At 25.6% G+C, this 3,051-nt stretch carries 2 protein-coding genes; both read left to right on the forward strand.

Going from position 1 to position 3,051, the window contains the following annotated elements:
- Positions 1 to 184: 184 nt before the first annotated feature.
- Positions 185 to 2,827, forward strand: a complete 2,643-nt coding sequence (gene mutS / locus Q4E08_RS11985) for a DNA mismatch repair protein MutS (RefSeq protein ID WP_303131232.1) — start codon at positions 185 to 187, stop codon at positions 2,825 to 2,827.
- Between the two features lie 13 nt (positions 2,828 to 2,840).
- Positions 2,841 to 3,051, forward strand: a 211-nt coding sequence (locus Q4E08_RS11990) for an ATP-binding protein (protein WP_303131234.1), incomplete at its 3' end; no start/stop codon positions are given.

Here is a 3,051-nt window from a genome sequence, read left to right on the forward strand (position 1 = left end):
TTATTTTTAAATTATAAACTCCTATGTTATAATCGTATAGATATAAGTAAATATAATCAATTAGTCTTTAAAATTTAATTTTATAAGATATAATAAATTGAAAAAAAGTAATTAAAATATATTTAAAATGTCGTAATTCTTAATATAGAGATTTAATATTTAAAGTTAAAGGAAGTGAAAATGTATGGCTTTAACCCCAATGATGAAGCAATATTTTGAAATAAAAGAAAATTATAAAGATTGTATATTATTTTTTAGATTAGGAGACTTTTATGAAATGTTCTTTGAAGATGCTAAGTTAGCATCAAGAGAACTTGAATTAGTATTAACAGGAAGAGATTGTGGACTTGATGAAAGAGCGCCTATGTGCGGTATTCCATTCCATGCTTCTTCTTCATATATATCAAGACTTGTAACTAAAGGATTTAAAGTAGCAATTTGTGAGCAAGTAGAAGATCCAAGTGCTGCAAAAGGAATAGTTAAAAGGGATGTAATAAAAGTTATAACTCCAGGTACTTATATAGATCAAAATAATGAAAATAATTTAAATACATATCTAATGGCCATTTTCTCTGAATCTGATTCAATAGGAATAGCTTTAACGGATATAAGTACTGGTGAGTTTAAAACAACTTCATTTAATTCTTTAAAAACAACATTGCTTGATGAAATTACAAAAATAAATCCAAAAGAAATAATTGTAGATATAAATACAGATATATCATTATTAAATGATATAAATTCTATAACCCAAGCACTTATTACAAAAAAAGATTTAAATGAATTTAAAGTTAGTGAAGATGAATTAATAAATCAATTTAGTGATGCAGAAGTTTCTTCTTTATCTAATCATAGTAAAATAGCATGTAGGGTTTTACTTAAGTATATATATGAAACACAAAAAATGAGTCTTTCTAATATAAACTTCTTAGAAGTATATAATATAATAAATTATATGACTATAGATGGAAGCTCAAGAAGAAATTTAGAATTAACTGAAAGTTTAAGAGAAAAAAACAAAAAAGGTTCTTTACTTTGGGTTATGGATAAAACTGCAACTTCAATGGGGGCTAGAGTTCTTAGAAAATGGATTGATGAACCTCTTATATCTAAAGAAGAAATAATAAATAGGTTAGATGCTGTTGATGAATTATTTAATTCTATATCTTTAAATGAAGATATAATTTCAGCACTAAAGAATATTTATGATATAGAGCGTATAGTAGGTAAAGTTGCCAATGGTAATGTAAACGGAAAAGATTTAGTATCACTTAGAACATCCTTAGAAAAACTTCCATATATAAAAGAACTTTTAGCTAATTGCGATTCAAAATTATTAAAAGAGTATTATAATTCTTTAGATATATTAAATGATATAAAGGAACTTTTATTTAATTCAATTACTAATGATCCATCTATTAGTATAAAAGAAGGTAATATAATAAAAGATGGATATTCAAACGAAGTTGATGAATTAAGAAAGGCTAAATTACACGGAAAAGAGTGGATAGCTTCTTTAGAAAATAGTGAAAGAGAAGTTACTGGAATTAAATCTTTAAAGGTAGGATACAATAAAGTTTTTGGATATTTTATTGAAATAAGAAAAGCTAACTATTCCTCAATTCCAGAAGGAAGATATATAAGAAAACAAACATTAGCCAATTCAGAAAGATATATAACACAAGAACTTAAAGAGATGGAAGAAAAAATATTAGGAGCTGAAGAAAAACTTATAAATTTAGAATATGAAATATTCCAAGATATACGTAATTGTGTATCTAAAGAAATTTCAAGATTAAAAAATAGTGCTAGAATTGTTAGTAATTTAGATTGTTTATCAACATTAGCGTTAATAGCACTTGAAAATGATTATGTTAAGCCAAATATAAATGAAGATGGTTTAATTGAAATAAAGGAAGGTAGACACCCTGTTGTTGAAAAGGTAATAGGTAGAGGAGAGTTTGTATCTAATGATACTTTATTAAACAAAAAGGATAATAGACTTATACTTATAACCGGTCCTAATATGGCAGGTAAATCAACATATATGAGACAAGTAGCTTTAATAACATTAATGGCTCAAATTGGATCTTTCGTTCCAGCTAGAGAAGCTAATATATCTATTTGTGATAAAATTTTTACTAGAATAGGTGCTTCAGATGATTTAGCTGGTGGTAAATCTACATTTATGGTAGAAATGTGGGAAGTATCAAATATTTTAAAAAATGCTACTCCCAAAAGCCTTGTTTTATTAGATGAAGTAGGAAGGGGTACTTCGACTTACGATGGACTTAGTATTGCATGGTCAGTTATAGAACATATTTCAAATAGTAATAATTTAAAATGTAATACTCTATTTGCAACACATTATCATGAACTTACAAAGCTTGAAGGTGAAATTGAAGGAGTAAAAAATTATTCAGTTGCAGTTAAGGAAGTATCTGACAATATTATTTTTTTAAGAAAAATAATAAAAGGTGGTGCAGATCAATCCTACGGAATTGAAGTTGCAAAACTTGCTGGATTACCTGAAAGTGTAATAAATAGAGCTAAAAATATTTTATCTACATTAGAAGAAAAAGAATCAAGTAATGTAACAATAAATGAAGAAATTGCCCTTGAAAATAATATTAATTATTCAGCTATAAATAAAAAAGAGAAAAATTCTAAAAATAAAGAGTGTAATAATATGCAATTAGATTTTTCTTATATAGAAAAAGAAGCTTTTATAAAAGATTTATCATCAATTGAAATATTAAATTTAAATCCAATGGAGGCTATGAATAAATTATACGAATTAGTTAAAGATGCAAAAAAATTAATTTAGGAGTTGATGTAACTTGAATAGAATTAATTTATTAGATGAAAATACATCAAATAAAATTGCAGCAGGAGAAGTTGTTGAAAGACCTTCCTCAGTTATTAAAGAATTAGTTGAGAATAGTATTGATGCAAATTCTAAAAATATAACTATAGAAATACAAGATGGTGGATGCTCTTTAATACGTATAATAGATGATGGTTATGGAATTCATAAAGATGATTTAAAAA

Source organism: Clostridium sp. (assembly GCF_030532265.1).
In the GTDB taxonomy this organism is placed as follows: Bacteria; Bacillota; Clostridia; order Clostridiales; family Clostridiaceae; genus Clostridium.

Bases quoted from the DNA above. Each gene is read 5' to 3' on its own strand.
- mutS (WP_303131232.1), top strand. From the start codon at position 185: ATGGCTTTAACCCCAATGATGAAGCAATATTTTGAAATAAAAGAAAAT.